Raw genomic sequence first — 17,577 nt, forward strand, 5'->3', positions numbered from 1 at the left:
TCAGTCGGCGGAAGGCAGGCGGCGCATGGTGAATTCGATCTGGTCGCCCTCGAGCTGGCGCCAGCTCTCCACTTCGGTCCAGTAGGCGGCCTTGGGATATTCGTCGAACCATTCACGCGCCTTGGCGCGTGCTTCGATAAGCCCCATCCTGTATGTCTCACGGACAAAATGATCCTTTTGCCGGGCGGACGCTTCTGCCCGATGCCTTGCGATCCTGCGCTTCAAGCCTTCGAAGGGCGGAGGCCCCGGAATTTTCGCCATGAAACCTACCTCTGGATGGAACGTAGTATCGAAGTCCAGCCTTTGCGAGTCGAATCTTGCAGGTGCTTCCCTCTCCTGGCGGGCCTCTGCCTCACCTGCTAAACCACTGTTGAGATCAGGAAAGAGCGAATCGCATGGAAAGACCGGAACTGCCGATCGGCCTGCCCGAAGACATCGAGGACAAGAAGACCGCCGCCCGAACATGGTTCGAGGGGCTGCGGGACACGATCTGCGCATCCTTCGAAGCGTTGGAGGATGAGCTCGAAGGCCCTCTCTCCGATCAGGAGCCCGGCCGCTTCGTCACCAAGGACTGGTCGCGTGAAAATGGTGCGGGCGGCGGTGGCCGCATGTCGATGATGGAAGGCCGCGTCTTCGAGAAGGTCGGCGTTCACACCTCCACGGTCTTCGGCGAATTCGCACCCGACTTCCGCGCCCAGATCCCAGGCGCCAGCGAGGATCCGCGCTTCTGGGCGTCGGGCATTTCGCTGATCGCCCACCCCGTCAATCCCAACGTGCCGGCCGTTCACATGAACACCCGCATGGTCGTCACCACCAGCCGCTGGTTCGGCGGTGGTGCCGATCTGACGCCGGTGCTCGGACGCCGCCGCACGCAGGAAGATGAAGACACGCAGCTCTTCCACAAGGCGATGGAAATCACCTGCCGCAACCACGCGGTCGCCGATTACGATGCCTACAAGAAATGGTGCGACGACTATTTCTTCCTCAAGCATCGCAACGAGGCGCGTGGCGTCGGCGGCATCTTCTACGACTGGCTGCGCTCCAGCGAGGAGGCCGGCGGCTGGAATGCCGATTTCGCCTTCACGCGGGATGTCGGCCGGGCTTTTTCCATGGTCTATCCCAAGATCGTCCGCTCAAACTTCAACAAAACCTGGACGGAGGCCGACCGTGACGAACAATTGATTCGCCGTGGCCGCTATGTCGAGTTTAATCTACTCTATGACCGGGGGACGATCTTCGGCCTGAAAACCGGCGGCAATGTCGAATCCATTCTCTCATCCCTGCCGCCTGTCGTACGCTGGCCATAGGCTGCGAGAGGCGTGCTGATAAAATTGAAATACTATTCCGGTAAAATCGCGTTGAAAGGCCTTCATCAGAGCTGAGTGCGTCCTAAATGAGTCTCGTGCGTTACAATCGGAGGAGGATTGTCATGACGGTACAAAGCGGTTTGCCTGCTTCTGCAGGTATTCAGGAAACGTCTCGCGCCATCGACGCGCCCGAGTTTCTAACGCGCATCGCCGAAAACTTGAGAGCAAAAAGCGGCTCGGACCTGCCGCTCTCCTGCTTTGTCGAGCAGGTGAAATTGCAGCTCGCAAGCGGCAAGACTCCGGAAGAGCTTCAACAGCAGGCAACGGGTGCTGCCAACAGCAACATGCCCGCTCACCTTTCGGACACCTACATGGCCTGGGCAATGCCCCATCCATAAACAGAGCTTTTCGGCCGGCATCCAGGTCGGCCGGAGCTTTCCTCCACCGGAACCTTCTCCATTGCCGCACATTCCTCAGTCGCGCGAAAGCGCGATGGTTCTGCATTTCAGAGACAGGAGAAGACCATGCGACTTTTCGAATGCGGTACGCTCGTTCCCGGATGCGATTGGCACACAAGGGCCGACAATGATGCTGAAGTCGTTCGCCGCGCCGTCGAACATATGAGAACCGCCCACGGCGAAACGATCATTCGCGAAAACATGGTGGACAACATCAAGGCCCGCATCCGCGACGAAGCGAACGCGGCCTGATCTCAACCTGTAATCTCCGAGAGCCGGGCGAGCAATGCCGCCCGGTCGGAAACGAAATTCTCTTCCACCCACTGGTGTTCCAAGGTCGACAGGATTTCACCGACCTTCGGGCCGGCCTGCATGCCTGTGGCCATCACATCTGCGCCATTCAGCGGAAACTGCGGTTTCTTCCAGATGCGTGCGTGATCCAGAAGCTTCGAAAGCCGCGCCGAACGGCTCATTTCATCAAAACTACCATTCTCTGCCTTGCCGCGGGCAACGCCGAGCGCCAGTTTCAGCCGAACGATGATGCCGTCCACGCCGTTTCTGTAGAGCAGTTTCTCGAAGGCGGCAGCGGAAATCTCATCATTGACTGGAGCGGCTTTTGCCCAGGCCCTGAAATAGGCGGCTTCTGCATTCGAAAATTTCAGCCGCGTTGCCAATTCCTCCAGCCGCGCCGGATCAGGCGGAATAATCGAGGCAAGCCGAAGCAAGGGATCAGGTACCCAGCCGAGCGCCTTCTCGGTCGAAACGAGCGCCGGAATAGCATCGATGCCCCATTTTTCCGTTTCCGGCAGGATTTCCGAGAGAACCGCAACCTGCCGCATCCAGAGAAGCGCCCGGCCTGGATCTTCCGCCGACAGGAGCTTTTTGAGCTCCGACCAGACCCGTTCGGGCGACAGCGTTTTCAGCTTCGAATGCGCGGCGGATGACGCTCTCAGCCCTTCCGCATCGGGCCGTCCGGAACCGTACCAGGCGAAGAAACGGAAGAAGCGCAGGATGCGCAGATAATCCTCGGCGATCCGCGTCGCTGCATTGCCGATGAAGCGGATATTGCGCTTCTCGATATCAACGAGCCCGCCGACGAGATCGATCACTTCGCCCGCAGCATTTGCGTAAAGCGCATTGATGGTGAGGTCGCGCCGTTCCGCATCCGATTGCCAGTCTGCGCTGAAGGCCACCTTGGCGCGACGGCCATCCGTTTCGACATCGGTACGCAACGTCGTCACTTCGAAGGGGCGGCCATCGATAACGAGCGTCACCGTTCCATGATCAATTCCGGTCGGCACCGCCTTGATGCTTGCAGCAGCGGCCCGCTCCATGACGGCTTCCGGCAGCAGCGTGGTGGCGATATCGATATCGGCGACCGCAAGCCCCATCAAGCTGTTGCGCACCGCGCCACCGACAACACGCCCTTCCCCACCATCGGCGTTCAGCAGCGCAAAGACACGGCTGAGCGCCGGATCCTGAAACCAGGCCTGGTCGGCGACTGAGGTCATGCATAGAGCCTTTCATAGAGCGTGCGGACGATGCCGGCGGTGATGCCCCAGATCATCCGCGTTTCATAGGGCATGCGGTAGAAATGCCGGTCGATGCCGTCGACCATGCGTTTGTCTCGCGTGTGGTTGGCCGGGTTCATGAGAAAGGAAAGCGGCACCTCGAAAACATCGTCCACTTCGGTGGGGTTAGGCTGCAGCGAAAAACCCCGCTGCACAACGCCAAGGACGGGCGTGATGCGGAAGCCGGTGGACGACAGATAGTTCGGCAGCCGCCCGACCGTTTCGACGAAACCGCCGCCAAGGCCGATCTCCTCTTCGGTCTCGCGGATCGCCGCCATCTCGGGCGAGACATCGTCGGGATCGATGGAACCACCGGGAAAGGCGATCTGGCCGGAATGCTTGCGAAGTGTCGACGTCCGCTTGGTGAAGATCACCTTCGCCTCATCGCCATCATCAACAACAGGCACCAGCACCGCCGCGTCGCGCAGCTTGAAGGTCTCGACCAGCGCAACGATATCGGGATTGAGCACATGATCGCCATGGTCACGCCAGGCATGATCGATGGGTGCGCCGATCTGATTGAGCGCACGGCGACGGAACTCGGCAGCCGAAAACGGGGGATAGGTCTTGCTGATCGCTTCGCTCATCGGGAGGCTGCTTCCAGTTCATCGACCGGCATGATCGGAAAAGTCTCACCGCCGGTGCGGACGACGAACATGTCCCGGCCCGCGACCTCGGCCACCTCGCCGAGCTCGACCAATTCATACATCACGGCACGTGACACCAATGCTTCAAGCCGCCCCCGCACATGCAGATAGGGCTTCAGTTCACTGTCTTTCCTGTGCCCTGGCCCATGCCCCGGAAAACGCAAAGGGTGATCCTTGCCGGCCTCTATGACGTCGCCGACATTGGTGCGGAAAGTTAGAACCTGCCGCCCGTCCCGCTCGCTCGCATTCATCTCGACAGCGACAAAGGGCGCGTCGATAACCCTGATGCCGACCTTTTCCACAGGAGTTACAAGATAGGTTTTCCCGTCACCGTCCTTCCTCAAAACGGTGGAAAAGAGCTGGACCAGTGGCTGCCGGCCGATCGGCGTGCCCATGTAGAACCATGTGCCGTCCGCCCGGATTTCCATGTCGATATCGCCGCAAAAGGGCGGATTCCATTTTTCGACAGGCGGCAAGCCGCGCTTTTTGCCGGATTTCGCCTCGGAAGCGCGCGAAATCAGCGCGGCAAGCCCCGCTGCATCCGCCATCTGCCTCATTTCCTCGGCTGCCATTCTTCCGTCCCGGTTTGCTTTTAACAAAATAAAGTCACGAGATAGTCATTTGAAACAAACTTGTCAGCCCGCAACATGTTCATAACTGTATCGGGTATGAGGCACGCCTATTAAAGTCAGACGATTCGCAGCCGAATGATTTCAGCCGTTGGAGACGCCCATGGGTATGATCAAGACCGAAGCCAGCCTCGATGAACAGGCGATTGTCGCCGCCGCAGAAAGAGCGCTATCCGATATCGCCGCCATCCGCACGGAAGTTTCCAAGGTCATCTTCGGTCAGGAAAGCGTGGTCGAAAACACGCTTCTCGCCGTTCTCTCCGGTGGTCATGCGCTTCTCGTCGGTGTTCCGGGCCTTGCCAAGACGAGGCTCGTGACGACGCTCGGCGAAGTTCTCGGCCTTGCCGCCAACCGCATCCAGTTCACACCCGACCTGATGCCCTCGGATATCCTCGGTTCCGAAGTGATGGACCAGGACGAGAGCGGCCGCCGCTCCTTCCGTTTCGTCAAGGGTCCGATCTTCGCCCAGCTTCTGATGGCTGACGAAATCAACCGCGCCTCCCCGCGCACCCAGTCGGCACTGCTGCAGGCCATGCAGGAATATCATATCACGATTGCCGGCCAGCGCTATGACCTGCCTTCGCCCTTCCACGTTCTGGCGACACAGAACCCGCTGGAGCAAGAAGGCACCTATCCGCTTCCCGAAGCCCAGTTGGACCGCTTCCTGCTGCAGGTCGACGTCCATTATCCCGAGCTTGCGGCCGAACGCCAGATCCTGCTGGAAACCACCGGTCTCACCGAAGCCAGGCCCGAACCGGTCATCAATGCCGCGCGTCTCGCGGAAATCCAGACGCTCGTGCGCCAGATGCCGGTCAGCGACACCGTCGTTGACGCAATCCTTTCGCTGGTTCGCTCCGCCCGTCCGGGCCAGGGCAATGCGTCCACCGACAAGCATGTCGCCTGGGGTCCCGGCCCGCGCGCCGGCCAGGCGATGATGCTCTGTGCCCGCGCCCGCGCCCTCTACGAAGGCCGCCTGGCGCCCTCGCTCGACGATATCTATGCGCTTGCCGAGCCTGTTCTCGAGCACCGTATGGCGCTGACCTTCGCCGCCCGTGCCGAGGGCATGTCGGTGCGCGACGTTATCGCTGGACTGGTCAGGCAGGCAAAGGGATAAGGAAGCGCAGCGCGTGGCATCCATCGGACAGATCGTCAACCCGACGTCAGGCAATGATGCCCTTTCCCGCGCAAGGCAGCGGGCTGCCCTCGTGCCGGATTGCCTGGTGGAAGCCAAGCGCATCGCCAATACCGTGATCGCCGGCTGGCATGGCCGCCGCAAGCGCGGCATCGGCGAGAATTTCTGGCAGTTCCGCCCCTATAGCGAAGGCGAAAGTCTGTCGCGCATCGACTGGCGCCGCTCCGCCCGCGACGACCACACCTATGTGCGCGACCGCGAATGGGAAGCCGCTCATACGATCTGGCTCTGGGCGGACATGTCACCCTCGATGATGTTCAAGTCGAGCTACGGCAGCGTATCCAAGGAAAGCCGGGCGCTGGTCATCATGTTGGCGCTTGCCGAAATCCTCGCCCGATCCGGCGAGCGCATCGGCTGCCCCGGCGTGATGGAGCCCATCTCCGCCCGCAATGCAGCCGAAAGGCTTGCTGCCGCGCTGATGCACACGCCGCTGACCGGCGGCCTGCCCGAAACCGTGATGGTGCGCGGTTGGAGCGATCTCATCCTCATCGGCGATTTCCTCGATGACGCGCCCGCCATCATGGCCCGCCTCGGCCCGCTTGCCCGCCGCGGCCTGCGCGGCCATGTGGTCGAGATCGCCGATCCGGCCGAGGAGATCTTCCCCTATAACGGCCGCACCGAATTCACCGATCCGGAGACCGGCGAAAGGCTGACATCAGGCCGCGCCGAGAGCCTACGGGAAGCCTATCGCAACGCCTATCTGGCTCGACGCGAAAATCTCGGGCAATCGCTGCGCCATCTCGGCTGGACCTTCGTCAGCCACCGCACCGATCACTTGGCGTCCGAAGCGCTGGTCGCCGTCCATATGTATCTTTCCGGCATGCCGGCAAAGGCAACGCATGGAGGACAGCTTTGAGCGCGCTCCCCTTTGCCTTCGCCTATCCCGCCATCCTCGGCGCGCTGATTGCCCTTCCCGTCATCTGGTGGCTGCTGCGGCTCACCCCGCCACGCCCGCAGGCGGAAGTCTTCCCGCCGCTGAAAATCCTGGCGACTGTGCTGAAACGTGAGGAAACGCCGGCGCAGAGCCCCTGGTGGCTGACGCTGCTGCGCATGCTTCTGGCAGCCGCCATCATCTTCGCGATCGCCGATCCGGTCTTCAATCCGCGCACGGGCTCGCTCGCGTCCGGTGGTCCGCTCGTCCTCTTCGTCGACAACAGCTGGGCTTCGGCACCCGACTGGGAGCGCCGCGTCCAGACGGCCGACGCGCTGATCGACGATGCCGAGTCTGCCGGCGCTGTCGTCTCCATTGCTTTCACCGCCGATCCGACCAACGACGCGACACCCGGCACGGCCTCGGCCGCCCGGGAAAAGCTGCGCGCTGCCGAGCCGAAGCCGCTCGCACCGGATCGCCAACGGGCTTTCGAGGCTCTGCGCGCCGCGCTGAACGGCACGCATCCCGGCACGCTGGCCTTCATCACAGATGGCGCGGCAAGCAGCGATAACGACGCCACCGTCCGTCAACTCTCCGACCTTCAGCCAGCCGAACTGCGCGTGATCGAAGGCGATACGGCTCAGACGATAGCAATCTCCGGCGCCACCAATACGGCCGATGCGATGACGGTGAAGGTGACACGCCTCAGCCCCGCTGGCGCTGCCTCCGTCGCGCTCAACGCACAGGACGCGCAGGGCCGCGTGATCGCCACCGGCAGGGCCGATTTCGCGCCCGGCCAGACTGCCGTCAATGCCGGCATTTCGGCGCCCTTCGAGATGCGCAACGATTTTGCCCGCGTCAGCATCAATACCGGCGCCACCGCAGGCGCCGTGCATCTGCTCGACGATGCCTTCAAGCGCCGCAGGGTCGTACTCCTCTCTGGCGAAAGCGGCGATGAATTCCAACCGCTGCTGTCGCCGCTCTATTACATCCAGAGAGCCCTGGAGCCCTATGCGGATCTGGTACGGCCGACCGACGCCAATCTTTCGGTCGCCATTCCGAAGCTGCTTGCGAACAATCCCTCCATCATCATCATGGCCGATATCGGCCGCCTGCCGGAGGATACCTACGCGCCGCTGCAGCGCTGGATATCGAATGGCGGCATGCTGCTGCGCTTTGCCGGTCCGCGCCTTGCTGCGGCACCGGCAGAGGATCCGCTGATCCCGGTCACCCTGCGCCAGGGCGAACGGGCGCTTGGCGGCAGCCTGTCCTGGAGCGAACCGCAGGCACTCGCGGATTTCCCAAGCTTCAGCCCCTTTGCCGGCATAGCACGGCCGACCGACGTGACCGTTAACCGCCAGGTGCTGGCAGAGCCGACGCCCGATCTTGCCGAGCGCACCTGGGCAAGCCTTACCGACGGCACGCCGCTCGTGACCATGAACAAGATGAATGCCGGTCAGATCGTGCTCTTCCATGTGAGTGCCGAGGCAACCTGGTCGAACCTGCCGATATCGGGTACCTTCGTCGAGATGCTGCGACACCTCATCCAGATCTCACGGTCCGGCGGCGTGACCTCGGAATCGACGGGCAGCGCGCGTGTCGCCGAGACCTTGCCGCCCTTCCGCATGCTGACGGCCAAGGGCATGCTGGTCGCGGAGACCGGCAATGCCCGTCCGCTGATCCCGAATGCCAAGGCCGCGCCACTTGCCAATTTTGACAACCCGCCCGGCCTCTACGGCTCGGAAGACGGCTTTGCAGCGCTGAACGTGCTGCCCGACAATGCCGAGCTGAAACCGCTCGACATCAGTGGCGTCAATGTCGTCCGCGCCGGCCTCGTCGGCGGTGAAAGCTGGTCGGCCAAGCCCCTGCTCTTCTTCATCGCCTTCCTGCTGCTTCTGGCCGACAGCCTGATCGTGCTCTTCATGAACGGCGCCTTCTCCCGTATGCGCCCGCGCGCTCGCACTGCCGCGACGATCGCCGTGGCACTTGCGGCCGGCCTGATGCTGCAGCCGGACATCTTGCATGCCAACGATACCCAGCCGGGCGATGACATCATCATGCAGCGGCTCGACAATACCCATCTCGCCTATGTCGTGACCGGCGAGCAGGATGTGGACAATATTTCCGAAGAGGGGCTCAACGGCCTCACGAGATTCCTGACCTACCGCACGACGCTGGAGCCGTCCCCGCCTGTTGGCATTGACCTGAATAAGGACGAGCTATCCTTCTACCCGATCATCTACTGGCCGATTTCGGCAACCGCGCCGATGCCATCCAACGCCGCCATCAGCCGCATCGACGCCTATATGCGCAACGGCGGCACGGTGCTTTTCGACACGCGCGACCAGATCGACTCGCTCGAAGGCGGCAGCGACACGACCGCCAACGGCCAGCGCCTGCAGCAGATCCTTGCCAATCTGGATATTCCGCCGCTGGAGCCCGTCCCACACGATCATGTGCTGACCAAGTCCTTCTATCTGCTGTCGAACTTCCCCGGCCGTTACACTGGCAGCCCGCTCTGGATCGAGGCGCGGCAGGGCGGACAGAACAACAGCAACAAGCCGGCCGCCGCCGCAGACGGCGTCTCACCGATCCTGATCACCGCAAATGATTTTGCCGGCGCATGGGCCGTTGACGACAATGACACGCCGCTGCTGCCCACCGTGCCGCCGGATGATACACAGCGCGAATATGCCTTCCGCGCCGGCGTCAACATCATGATGTACATGCTGACCGGCAACTACAAGACAGACCAGGTCCACGTGCCCGACCTGCTTGAACGTCTGGGGCAGTGACATGACGCTCGATTATTCGCCCTTCCTGCCCTGGCCGTTTCTGGCGGTATTGACCGCCATCGTGCTGATGATTGCCGCTTTCGCGATCTGGCGCGGCATTCGAGGCGCTTGGATCCGCACGCTTGCGGCACTTGCCCTGCTTGCAGCACTTGCCAATCCGGTGCTGTTGCAGGAAGATCGCGACCCGCTTTCAACGATCGTCCCCGTCATCGTCGACCGCAGCCAGAGCCAGCAGACGGCCGATCGCATGACGATGACGGATGATGCGCTTGCGTCGCTGAAGACGCAGCTCGCGCGCTTTCCGCAGATCGAGCCGCGTTTTGTCGATGTGAATGAGGATCGCAACTCCGACATCCCCTCCACCCGCCTGTTCGAGGCGCTGTCGGCTTCGATTGCCGATGTGCCGCCCTCGCGCGTCGGCGGCGCGATCATGCTGACGGATGGCGAAGTGCACGATGTACCCGGCGTCAATCAGGCGCTCGGCTTCGACGCGCCGATCCATGGCTTGATTACAGGCAAGCCGAACGAGTTCGACCGCCGCATCGAGGTCATCAAGGCGCCCCGCTTCGGCATCGTCAACGAGGAGCAGCAGCTTGTGCTGCGCGTCTTCGACGATGGCCCAAGCCCCGGCGGCGTCGCGAATGTAACCGTGCGCCTGAACGGCGACGAGATCGCCACGCTGCAGGCGACGCCCGGCCAGGATACACCCTTCTCCTTCAGGGTGACGCGCGGCGGCGCGAATGTCCTGGAATTTTCTGTGGCCAGCATCCCCGGCGAAGTGACGGACGCCAATAACCGCGCGGTCCATATCATCGACGGCATCCGCCAGAACCTGCGCGTTCTTCTCGTCTCCGGCGAACCGCATGCAGGCGAGCGCGCCTGGCGCAACCTCTTGAAGTCCGACGCCTCCGTCGACCTCGTCCACTTCACCATTCTGCGCCCGCCGGAAAAACAGGACGGCACGCCGATCAACGAGCTGTCGCTGATCGCTTTCCCGACCCGCGAGCTCTTTGTCGACAAGATCAAGGATTTCGACCTGATCATCTTCGACCGCTATCAGGATCGCGCCAATGTGCTGCCGATGCTCTATTATGACAACATCGCGCAATATGTGGAGAATGGCGGCGCCCTGTTGATTGCCGCCGGCCCGGAACATGCAAGCCCCGAATCAATCGCCATGACGCCGCTCGCTTCCGTGCTGCCGGCAGAGCCGACCGGACGGATGATCGAGCGGGCCTTCTATCCCCGCCTTTCCGAACAGGGCCGCAAGCATCCGGTGACCCGCGGGCTCGACGGTTCCGCCGACGAACCGCCGCATTGGGGCCGCTGGTTCCGGAGCGTCGACGTCGACAGACCGCAGGGCCAGACCGTCATGGTCGGCGCCGACAACCATCCGCTGCTCGTATTGAACCGTGCCGGCCAGGGCCGTGTCGCCATGCTGCTCTCCGACCAGGGCTGGCTCTGGGCGCGCGGCTTCGAAGGCGGCGGCCCGCATGTTTCACTCTACCGCCGCATCGCCCACTGGCTGATGAAGGAACCGGCGCTGGAAGAAGAAGCACTGACGGCGCGCACCTCCGGCCGCACGCTGGAAATCACCCGCCAGACGATCGGTGATGCGCCCGGTGACGCGGTCGTGCGTTATCCCTCAGGCAAGACCGAGAACCTGCCGCTGATGCAGACCGAGCCTGGCCTTTACAAGGCCGAAAAGCGCATGGACGAGATCGGCCTCTTCGAAATCCGCAACGGCGATCTGACGACGCTTGCCCATGTCGGCGCCGTCGATGCGCCGGAATTCAAGGCGATGATCTCGACGACCGTGGCGCTGAAGCCGATCACCGACAAGAGCCGCGGCCTCGTGACTCGTGTCGTCAACAATGCCGGTGCCATCAATGTCCCGCCGATCCTGCCCGTGCGCGGCCAGGTGCGCGTGACCGACAATGACCGCATGCAGATCCGTATGACCAACGAGACCGTGCTGAAGGGCATCAATACCCTGCCGCTCTTTGCCGGCTTTGCGGGTGTTGGAATTCTGCTTCTGGCCTTCGGCGCCATGTGGTGGCGCGAGGGGCGCTAGCCATGCCGGAATTCGAGCTCACCGCCTCCCCTTCTCCGGAAGAGCTTGCCGTCATCACCGATGGCCTGACGGCCTTCAACACCGAGGATGTCGGCCCGTCCGAACGCCAGCCGCTCGCCGTTCTGATCCGTGACACCGATGGAAAAATCTCGGGCGGCCTGTCCGGCTACACGGCCTGGGGCTGGCTCTTCGTGCAGATGCTCTACATTCCCGACACGCTGCGCGGCAGCGGCCTGGCCGGCAAGATTCTCGCCAAGGCGGAAGAGGAAGCCGCCGCCCGCGGTTGCCGCGGCGCCTGGATCGATACCTTCAACCCGCACGCGCTCAGCGCCTACCAGCGCCAAGGCTACGAGATCTTCGGCGAACTGCCGGATTTTCCTGAGGGAAGAACGCGGACGTTTCTGAAGAAGCTGCTCTGACTACTTCCGCCAGGCAATCGTGCCCTTCAGCCGCGCATGCGTGTCTTCGGCAATCGGGACGACCAGTACCCGGCTCGGATCGACTGGCCCCGGAAAAGTCAGCGCGGCGTAGGCGACCTTCTCGAAGCCGAGCGGACCGTAATAGGGCGGGTCGCCCACAAGGATGACGGCTTCCGAACCCTTGCGCTTGGCAGCCTCGACCGCGATGCGCACCAATTCCCGGCCGATACCCCTGCTCTTGTGCGACGGCCGCACGGCAAGCGGTCCGAGGAGATGGCCCTTCACCGTTCCGGCCAGAACCGGCGTCATCCGCACCGAAGCAATCGTCTCGCCGTCATCGGCGCAGATGAAGGAGAGCGACAGGTCATGCGGTCCCTGCTCGCGAATACGGGCAGCGGCGCGCGTATGCCGGCCGGGGCCGAAGGCTTCTTCGTTGATGAGTTCGATAGCGGCGTCGTGAGACGCGTCCTCGGTGAGGTAGACGAGATCGTGCTTGTACATGAGCATGGGAACAGAGACCGGATAGACGCAGATATATAGGTTCGCGAACACGCCCTCAGGCGTTCGGGAGCATCAGCGTCGTCGCAGGCCTCTGAGAATAGACATCAAGCAGGATTCCAGAAATTTGTGAGGAAGGCGGATAGCAGGAAAAATTTCTGCCGTCTATTGCAAAAATTCGGACGGGATCCGGGCGGCTGAGACGCAGTGTTCAATCTTTGTCGCCTGCAAAACGCCGCATGATGCGATATCTACTCAGCCACGATCAATTTCAGAGGTGAATCCCATGGGCATGCTGGTGGACGGCGTCTGGCATGACGTCTGGTACGACACGAAGGAAACGAAGGGCCATTTCAAGCGTCAGCCCTCGCAATTCCGCAACTGGATCACGGCCGATGGGGAAGCCGGCCCCAGCGGCAAAGGCGGTTTCAGGGCCGAGGCTGGCCGCTATCACCTTTACGTCTCCTTCGCCTGCCCCTGGGCGCATCGCACGCTGATCTTCCGCAAGCTGAAGAAGCTCGAAGACCTGATTTCCGTTTCGGTCGTCGATCCGTTGATGCTGGAAAACGGCTGGGAATTCAAGGTCGGCAATGGCGCCACCGGCGACCAGCTCTTCGGCTCGAAGGCTCTCTGGGAAGTCTATGTGAAGGCCGATCCGCATTATTCCGGCCGCGTCACCGTCCCGGTGCTCTGGGACAAGCATACGGGCACGATCGTCAACAACGAGTCTGCTGAAATCATCCGCATGTTCAACAGCGCCTTCAATCGTCTGACGGGCTCGACGCCGGATTATTATCCGGAAGACCTGCGGGCGGACATCGATGCACTGAACGATGTCGTCTACGACACGGTCAACAACGGCGTCTACAAGGCGGGCTTTGCCACCACGCAGGCCGCCTACGAAGAGAATGTCGTCAAGCTGTTCGAAACGCTTGACAGGCTCGATGAACGCCTCGGCAAGGGTCGCTACCTTTTCGGCGATCGCCAGACCGAAGCCGATTGGCGCCTCTTCACGACGCTGGTACGTTTCGACCCAGTTTATGTCGGCCACTTCAAATGCAATATCCGCCGCATCGAGGACTACGGCAACCTGCAAGGCTATCTGCGCGACCTCTATCAGACGCCTGACGTGGCAGACACGGTCAATCTGCGCCACATCAAGGAGCACTATTACCGCAGCCACAAGACGATCAACCCGACCGGCATCGTGCCATCAGGCCCAGCCCTCGATCTCGACCGGCCGCATGGCCGCGACAAGTTCGCAGCCGCAGCCTGAGCCTCACCAGTAATGCGCCGGCTCCGCCTCGCCGCGGAGCTCGGCAAGCCTTCGCAGCGTCGCTTCGGTCGTCTCCTCGGGCAGATCGTCGACCTCGAAGAAGCCGCTTTCGGCAATCTCCCAGTCCGGCGGCCGCGGCGCAATCTGCTCCACGGTGGCGCGGTAGAAAACCACATGGTCGCGCCGGGTAATGTTGGTGTTGAAATAGACGTGGAAGAGCTGCGGCTTGCCGACGATCTTGAGGTTGCCTTCCTCCCGCAATTCCTTGATGAGCGCCTCTTCTGCCGTCTCGTTTCGCTCAAGCCCGCCGCCCGGCATATGCCATCCGCCCGTATAGCTGTGACGAACGAGAAAGAGGCGTCCCTGCTCGTCGAAACAGGCTGCACGCACCCCCATCGTCATTCCACGCGCGACGGAAAAATAGACGTGCAGCAATCGCACCAACACTTTCATGTGAAGGGGCCATGTTTGTTTGTCTGCCATGGGCTCTTTCATACTCTCATCGCGGGGATGTGTTTGAATTGTAAATAAGCTGGTCTATGTGTCGTTGCATGTTCAAGCTCGCGCATATCTCCGACGTCCATCTCGGACCCCTGCCCCGCCTTTCCATTCACGAACTTTTCTCAAAACGTATTACGGGCTTTGTGAACTGGCACCGCAACCGGCGCAAGCATCTTTTCGGCAGCACGCTCGATCTGCTGCTGGACGATATCCGCACCCACGAGGCCGACCATCTGGCGGTGACCGGCGACCTCGTCAATCTGGCGAGCGGCATCGAGATCCGGAGCGCGGCAGCCTGGCTGCAGGAACTCGGCGATCCAGCCGCTACGTCGGTCGTACCCGGCAACCACGACGCCTATGTGCCGGGCGCCTACGAGAAGTCGATGCGCGCCTGGTACGACTATGTGCGCGGCGACCTTGCCCCGCCGGAATGGGAGGCAGACCGGCATATCTTTCCCTACCTTCGCATCCGCGACAAAGTTGCAATCGTCGGCTGCTCGACTGCCGTTGCGACTCCGCCCTTCGCCGCGTCGGGCTTCTTCGGCGCGCGCCAGGCACGCGATACGGTCAACATGCTGCGCGCTGCCGGTGAAGCCGGTCTGTTCCGTGTCGTCATGATCCACCATCCGCCGATCCGCGGCGCGACCTCCTTCTACAAGCGCATGATCGGTATCCGCCGTTTCGCGGCCGTCGTTTCCACCGGCGGCGCAGAGCTCGTGCTGCACGGCCATACCCATCTCAACACGCTTTACTGGCTGCGCGGACAGACAGGCCCGGTGCCTGTCGTCGGCATAGCTTCGGCCTCGCAGGGACCGGGCGGCATCAAGCCCCGCGCCGCCTATAATCTCTTCTCCATTTCCGGTTCCCCGGGCGCCTGGGAGGTGAAGGGCGAGCGCTTCAGCATCAACGATACGGCCGATGGCATGATGCCGGAAAGTGTAGATATTTTCGCACTTTAAAGGCGATTGCGGAACCGATTCCGGCAGCTTTTGAACCAACCTGTGAAGATCGGTCACCAATGTCGCAGCATAGGCAATAAAGGCCGCCGGGGCTCTTGGTATTTTTAAGCGTCGGCGTACAATTCAACAACCGCAGCGCTTCAAAACGGAGTACGCCCGATGACTTCTTCTCTTCATCGCCTGTGCAGACTTTCGCTTGTTTCCGTCTTTGCTTTCGGTCTCGCCACATCCGCCTTTGCGGTCGGTGGCGGGAACGATGACACCTCGCCGCCGCAGAAGACCCAAACGACCAAGACCTGCACCAAGGGCAAGGTCTGGGATGCCAAGAAGAAGGAATGCGTTGATCCGAAGAAGCAGAGCTTCAACGATGACGACCTCTACAACTTTGCCCGGGAATTTGCCTATACCGGCCAATACGAGAACGCTATCACGGTGCTGAACCTCGCGCAGAACCAGAACGATCCGCGCATCCTGAATTATCTCGGCTATGCCAACCGCAAGGCTGGCCGCATGGAGCTCGGCATGTCCTACTACAAGAAGGCGCTGCAACAGGATGAGAATTACATCCTCGCCCGCTCCTACATGGGTATGGCGCTTGCCGAACAGGGCGACCTCCAGGGCGCCCGCGTGCAGCTCGTCGAGATCCGTGATCGCGGCGGCGAAAATACCTGGGCCTATCGCGCTCTTCTCCAGAGCCTGAACGGCTACAGGACATATTGAGGCAAGCTCCGCGGGCTATGGTACGAAATCCCTTGGGAAGGGATGGATGAATTCACCCCCGCGCTTGCGAAATACAGGCGACTTGTTTCATAAAGCCGCCTGCATGGCCGGGGTAGATACGATGGCTTCACGCCCGCCGGGCAGGGCCTGTACGCGAAGCCGGCCCGAATGCAAAACAGTTGAATGCCGGCCGATGTGAATGCTTCTTGGAAAGACAATGCGCCAACCCGCCACCACCACCGATATCCGGCGTGATCTCGTCGGCCTTCTGCCCCGCCTCCGCCGCTTTGCCATCACGCTCGCGGGAGAGACGGCTGCAGCCGATGAGCTGGTCCAAGCGGTCTGTCTGCGCGCAATTTCCAAAGGGCATCAGTGGAACGGCGAAGGCCGGCTGGAAAGCTGGATCTATACGCTGGCCCGCCAGCAATGGGCGGAAGACAGCCGCAAGCGCAAGCCGCGACCGACTACACGAGGTAACGTGACTGACATCCGCGACGCCATTCGCGATCGCGCAACGGTCGTCGATACCGATGCCCTGCACCGTATGCTCGCGGAGATGCCTGAGGGCGTGGCCAGCATCTTCGTGCTGATCGACGTGGAAGGGCACAGCTATCAGCAGGCAGCCGAAATCATGGGCATCACAATCGGCAGCATTGCCGGTCAGCTTGCGACGGCACGACTCCATTTCGCCGCATTGTCCGGTCACAATCCGCCCGTCCACAGGTACTGACTGATTTGCTCGATTTCAAAAAACAGCCGCTTGAAGCCCAGCTTGCCGCCCTCCTCGACGGCGAAACCACACCGGAACAAAAGCTGGAGCTGGAAAGCAGGCTGGCAACAGATGAAACCGCCCGTAAGATCTACGATAAGCTACGCCACGGCGTCGATTTCGGCCGCCGTAAACTGGACGACATGCTGAAGGAACCGGTCCCGTTGTCGCTTGTCCGCTCCATCAAAAGCACGCAACCGCCGAAGACGCCGATCGCGCAACGCAATGCCCGCTTTCAGCTCAAGCTCGCGCCCAGCGGCCGCCAGGCGCTTGCCGTAGCCCTCATTCTTTTCGTCGTCGGCGGTAGCATCGGTTATTTCATCGGCAATGCCCCGGATACGGATGACGCCACACGAGTCACAGCGCCCCAAATCAACACGAATGACTGGTTGGGCGACGTCACCGCCTTCCAGCGGCTTCTCGTGCGCCAACCGCGCCACCTCGTCGAAGTGCCGGCCTCGCAGTCCGAGGAAATCTCATCCTGGCTGACGACCGCAATCGGCGTACCGTTCCGTGTGCCGGATCTCTCGGCCGGATCCTGGACCTTCCAGGGCGCACGCGTGATCCTCGGCGACAGCCGCCCCGTCGGCCAGCTCGTCTATTCCAACACCGACGGCGATATCATCTCGATCTGCTTCCGCAAGGATGCACAGCCGCCGGAAACGGAAGACTTCAAGGAAACGATCCGCGACGAGATCGGCCTCGTGACCTGGCACAATGCCGGCACCTCCTATGTGCTGGCCGGCCCCTCCGCCGAAGCCACGCTCGGCCAGCTTGCCTTGGAAATCGCTGCCGAAATCTGAATCTGACGAGATACGCAAGCGCAGGACGAGCTCGATGAGCACGCCGATTGCATCGTCAGGCCGCGTCACCCCGAGGCAGTCGCGGCCT

General features: G+C 61.8%; 18 protein-coding genes and 1 pseudogene. 13 read left to right on the top strand and 6 right to left on the bottom strand.

Features of this window, described 5'->3' with window-relative positions:
• The gene (locus FHT82_RS14485; RefSeq protein ID WP_183731627.1) at window positions 1-261 is read right to left on the bottom strand and encodes a hypothetical protein; all 261 of its coding nucleotides are present in this window, start codon (window positions 259-261) and stop codon (window positions 1-3) included.
• A 134-nt stretch (window positions 262-395) separates the two neighbouring features.
• Between FHT82_RS14485 and hemF the strand changes: the two genes are divergently transcribed.
• The 3 genes from hemF (at window position 396) to FHT82_RS14500 (ending at window position 2,017) form a co-directional block, all read left to right on the top strand.
• The gene (gene hemF, locus FHT82_RS14490; RefSeq protein ID WP_183731630.1) at window positions 396-1,307 is read left to right on the top strand and encodes an oxygen-dependent coproporphyrinogen oxidase; all 912 of its coding nucleotides are present in this window, start codon (window positions 396-398) and stop codon (window positions 1,305-1,307) included.
• Window positions 1,308-1,429: 122 nt separating this feature from the next.
• On the top strand, window positions 1,430-1,705 hold the full coding sequence (locus FHT82_RS14495) for a hypothetical protein (protein ID WP_183731633.1): 276 nt from the start codon (window positions 1,430-1,432) through the stop codon (window positions 1,703-1,705).
• Between the two features lie 126 nt (window positions 1,706-1,831).
• A complete protein-coding gene (locus FHT82_RS14500) occupies window positions 1,832-2,017 on the top strand; it encodes a DUF1059 domain-containing protein (RefSeq protein WP_112563244.1) in 186 nt (61 codons plus the stop codon).
• Window positions 2,018-2,019: 2 nt separating this feature from the next.
• On the opposite strand, the gene FHT82_RS14505 is transcribed toward FHT82_RS14500, so the two are convergent.
• The 3 genes from FHT82_RS14505 to FHT82_RS14515 are packed head-to-tail and all read right to left on the bottom strand — an operon-like array spanning window position 2,020 to window position 4,555.
• A complete protein-coding gene (locus tag FHT82_RS14505) occupies window positions 2,020-3,276 on the bottom strand; it encodes a CCA tRNA nucleotidyltransferase (RefSeq protein ID WP_183731636.1) in 1,257 nt (418 codons plus the stop codon).
• Window positions 3,273-3,923 (bottom strand): CoA pyrophosphatase, encoded by a 651-nt coding sequence (locus tag FHT82_RS14510; protein WP_183731638.1) that lies wholly within the window; start codon window positions 3,921-3,923, stop codon window positions 3,273-3,275. Before FHT82_RS14510 ends, FHT82_RS14505 begins: the two co-directional genes overlap by 4 nt.
• Entirely contained in the window at window positions 3,920-4,555 is a 636-nt protein-coding gene (locus tag FHT82_RS14515; RefSeq protein WP_183731642.1) for a DUF1285 domain-containing protein, read from the bottom strand. The genes FHT82_RS14510 and FHT82_RS14515 overlap by 4 nt, the downstream gene beginning before the upstream one ends.
• 160 nt (window positions 4,556-4,715) lie before the next feature.
• Between FHT82_RS14515 and FHT82_RS14520 the strand changes: the two genes are divergently transcribed.
• From FHT82_RS14520 to FHT82_RS14540, 5 genes are read left to right on the top strand one after another with little or no spacing between them, the layout of a single operon-like run.
• On the top strand, window positions 4,716-5,726 hold the full coding sequence (locus tag FHT82_RS14520; protein WP_183731645.1) for a MoxR family ATPase: 1,011 nt from the start codon (window positions 4,716-4,718) through the stop codon (window positions 5,724-5,726).
• Window positions 5,727-5,739: 13 nt separating this feature from the next.
• Complete coding sequence (locus tag FHT82_RS14525) at window positions 5,740-6,660, top strand: DUF58 domain-containing protein (RefSeq protein ID WP_183731648.1); 921 nt, start codon at window positions 5,740-5,742, stop codon at window positions 6,658-6,660.
• Window positions 6,657-9,470, top strand: a complete 2,814-nt coding sequence (locus FHT82_RS14530) for a DUF4159 domain-containing protein (protein ID WP_183731651.1) — start codon at window positions 6,657-6,659, stop codon at window positions 9,468-9,470. Before FHT82_RS14525 ends, FHT82_RS14530 begins: the two co-directional genes overlap by 4 nt.
• Before the next feature lies 1 nt (window position 9,471).
• Window positions 9,472-11,544 carry a hypothetical protein gene (locus tag FHT82_RS14535; protein ID WP_183731654.1) on the top strand — a complete coding sequence of 691 codons (2,073 nt, stop codon included), beginning with the start codon at window positions 9,472-9,474 and terminating at the stop codon, window positions 11,542-11,544.
• A gap of 2 nt (window positions 11,545-11,546) precedes the next feature.
• Entirely contained in the window at window positions 11,547-11,963 is a 417-nt protein-coding gene (locus FHT82_RS14540) for a GNAT family N-acetyltransferase (RefSeq protein ID WP_183731658.1), read from the top strand.
• On the opposite strand, the pseudogene FHT82_RS14545 reads toward FHT82_RS14540, so the two are convergent.
• Window positions 11,964-12,537 (bottom strand): annotated as a pseudogene (locus FHT82_RS14545) (N-acetyltransferase).
• Between the two features lie 210 nt (window positions 12,538-12,747).
• Here FHT82_RS14545 and FHT82_RS14550 point away from each other — a divergent pair.
• A complete protein-coding gene (locus FHT82_RS14550; protein WP_183731661.1) occupies window positions 12,748-13,737 on the top strand; it encodes a glutathione S-transferase family protein in 990 nt (329 codons plus the stop codon).
• A 3-nt stretch (window positions 13,738-13,740) separates the two neighbouring features.
• Here the strand turns inward: FHT82_RS14550 and FHT82_RS14555 are convergent, their stop codons facing one another.
• Complete coding sequence (locus FHT82_RS14555; protein WP_183731664.1) at window positions 13,741-14,220, bottom strand: NUDIX domain-containing protein; 480 nt, start codon at window positions 14,218-14,220, stop codon at window positions 13,741-13,743.
• A gap of 68 nt (window positions 14,221-14,288) precedes the next feature.
• Between FHT82_RS14555 and FHT82_RS14560 the strand changes: the two genes are divergently transcribed.
• From FHT82_RS14560 to FHT82_RS14575, 4 genes are all read left to right on the top strand, one after another.
• Window positions 14,289-15,197, top strand: a complete 909-nt coding sequence (locus tag FHT82_RS14560) for a metallophosphoesterase (protein ID WP_183731666.1) — start codon at window positions 14,289-14,291, stop codon at window positions 15,195-15,197.
• A 159-nt stretch (window positions 15,198-15,356) separates the two neighbouring features.
• Entirely contained in the window at window positions 15,357-15,917 is a 561-nt protein-coding gene (locus FHT82_RS14565; RefSeq protein ID WP_183731669.1) for a hypothetical protein, read from the top strand.
• Window positions 15,918-16,134: 217 nt separating this feature from the next.
• The gene (locus FHT82_RS14570; RefSeq protein ID WP_183731672.1) at window positions 16,135-16,647 is read left to right on the top strand and encodes an RNA polymerase sigma factor; all 513 of its coding nucleotides are present in this window, start codon (window positions 16,135-16,137) and stop codon (window positions 16,645-16,647) included.
• Between the two features lie 5 nt (window positions 16,648-16,652).
• Window positions 16,653-17,489, top strand: a complete 837-nt coding sequence (locus FHT82_RS14575) for an anti-sigma factor (protein WP_183731675.1) — start codon at window positions 16,653-16,655, stop codon at window positions 17,487-17,489.
• Window positions 17,490-17,577: the final 88 nt, after the last annotated feature.

This window comes from Rhizobium sp. BK275 (genome assembly GCF_014193555.1).
Classification (GTDB): Bacteria; Pseudomonadota; Alphaproteobacteria; order Rhizobiales; family Rhizobiaceae; genus Rhizobium.

Bases quoted from the DNA above. Each gene is read 5' to 3' on its own strand.
- FHT82_RS14485 (WP_183731627.1), bottom strand. From the start codon at position 261: ATGGCGAAAATTCCGGGGCCTCCGCCCTTCGAAGGCTTGAAGCGCAGG.
- hemF (WP_183731630.1), top strand. From the start codon at position 396: ATGGAAAGACCGGAACTGCCGATCGGCCTGCCCGAAGACATCGAGGAC.
- FHT82_RS14495 (WP_183731633.1), top strand. From the start codon at position 1,430: ATGACGGTACAAAGCGGTTTGCCTGCTTCTGCAGGTATTCAGGAAACG.
- FHT82_RS14500 (WP_112563244.1), top strand. From the start codon at position 1,832: ATGCGACTTTTCGAATGCGGTACGCTCGTTCCCGGATGCGATTGGCAC.
- FHT82_RS14505 (WP_183731636.1), bottom strand. From the start codon at position 3,276: ATGACCTCAGTCGCCGACCAGGCCTGGTTTCAGGATCCGGCGCTCAGC.
- FHT82_RS14510 (WP_183731638.1), bottom strand. From the start codon at position 3,923: ATGAGCGAAGCGATCAGCAAGACCTATCCCCCGTTTTCGGCTGCCGAG.
- FHT82_RS14515 (WP_183731642.1), bottom strand. From the start codon at position 4,555: ATGGCAGCCGAGGAAATGAGGCAGATGGCGGATGCAGCGGGGCTTGCC.
- FHT82_RS14520 (WP_183731645.1), top strand. From the start codon at position 4,716: ATGGGTATGATCAAGACCGAAGCCAGCCTCGATGAACAGGCGATTGTC.
- FHT82_RS14535 (WP_183731654.1), top strand. From the start codon at position 9,472: ATGACGCTCGATTATTCGCCCTTCCTGCCCTGGCCGTTTCTGGCGGTA.
- FHT82_RS14540 (WP_183731658.1), top strand. From the start codon at position 11,547: ATGCCGGAATTCGAGCTCACCGCCTCCCCTTCTCCGGAAGAGCTTGCC.
- FHT82_RS14550 (WP_183731661.1), top strand. From the start codon at position 12,748: ATGGGCATGCTGGTGGACGGCGTCTGGCATGACGTCTGGTACGACACG.
- FHT82_RS14555 (WP_183731664.1), bottom strand. From the start codon at position 14,220: ATGGCAGACAAACAAACATGGCCCCTTCACATGAAAGTGTTGGTGCGA.
- FHT82_RS14560 (WP_183731666.1), top strand. From the start codon at position 14,289: ATGTTCAAGCTCGCGCATATCTCCGACGTCCATCTCGGACCCCTGCCC.
- FHT82_RS14565 (WP_183731669.1), top strand. From the start codon at position 15,357: ATGACTTCTTCTCTTCATCGCCTGTGCAGACTTTCGCTTGTTTCCGTC.
- FHT82_RS14570 (WP_183731672.1), top strand. From the start codon at position 16,135: ATGCGCCAACCCGCCACCACCACCGATATCCGGCGTGATCTCGTCGGC.